Below are 1,123 nucleotides of genomic sequence, written 5' to 3' on the forward strand. Positions count from 1 at the left end.
AAGTTGCGGCACCTGGAAGGAGTGGCGCAACGAATCGCACGATTTTCACCTTTGGCACTAGCAATGCCACGGCACTGGTCACGCGTGAAGCGAGCCGTCTGTTCGACATCCTTGAAGCTGACGTTGACGGAAAAGAAGACTCGCCCCTGCCAGGCCCGGAGTATCACCCACTTCTGGTACGAGCACTCCTCACGCACGCGAGCAGTTGGGGGGAATGGGAAGCTCGATTTCGCCGAGATCTCGGTATCCCCGCGCAGGATGCTCGCCGTAAGCTCTCAGCGATGCTCGGATACGGCAGACTCGATACCGCCCGCCTCGGAGCAGCCGCCACCAATCGTGCTGTGCTTATTGCCGGCGGCCGCATTGGCGGAGACCAACGACACACGTACGAGCTCCCTCTCCCGCCATCGCTCCGATCACGAGCGGCGTGGCATCGCTTCACCATCACGCTTGCGTACGCGGTACCTACGGTGGGACAGCTCACGCGTTATCGCGGGGCTAAGGTCTACTTCGACACCCCGGACACGAAGCTCGCGGCAGGAGATCGGATAGAAGGGGAGCACTTCACTGTCAGGCGTGGAAGCCTCCAACACGAACTCGTCCAAGGTTCACGAGCGATGACCTTCGGGGACGGCGACGCGTTCCCGATACACGTCGAGTGCATGGACGATGCCCAGCATCTTCCCAAGAAGAAGAACGTTCGCTACGCCCTCGTCGTTTCTATCGAAACAGCTGAGGAAGTCTCGACTACCATTCATGACGAGGTTCGGGCCAGACTCCGCCAGCAGGCGCGCGAACGAGCCCAAGAGCGTGTGCGGAGCTAGCAGAGCGCTCAACGTGCCATGCGGTATTCGAGGTTAGGCGACTCGGAGAGCAACGAGCGATCTTTCCTTCTGCTTTTGCGGATCGAGATTGGTTTCTTCTGTTGTGCCTCTACCGCTCCCGGCCGTGAGGATCGCGGAGCGCGACACCTGCACGGAGCAGGTTCGTGCGAACTGTGCTCGCGTTGAAGCCCACCTTGGCGCCGACCCGGGCCAGCGACTCGCCCTGCTCGTACCGGCGGCACATCTCCAGCACCTGCTCCGGTGACGGCTGCTCACCACGCAGTCGTACCCCGCGGTCC

At 61.7% G+C, this 1,123-nt stretch carries 2 protein-coding genes; one reads left to right on the plus strand and one right to left on the minus strand.

Annotated features, from left to right (window positions below; genetic code table 11):
• On the plus strand, window positions 1-824 hold an 824-nt coding region (locus UN64_RS21615), incomplete at its 5' end, for a hypothetical protein (protein ID WP_216352809.1).
• 109 nt (window positions 825-933) lie between these two features.
• Here UN64_RS21615 and UN64_RS21620 read toward each other — a convergent pair.
• A partial coding sequence (locus UN64_RS21620) for a hypothetical protein (protein WP_077365957.1) occupies window positions 934-1,123 on the minus strand: 190 nt, incomplete at its 5' end.

Origin of the sequence: Fictibacillus arsenicus, assembly GCF_001999465.1 — a bacterium.
GTDB lineage: Bacteria > Bacillota > Bacilli > Bacillales > Fictibacillaceae > Fictibacillus > Fictibacillus arsenicus.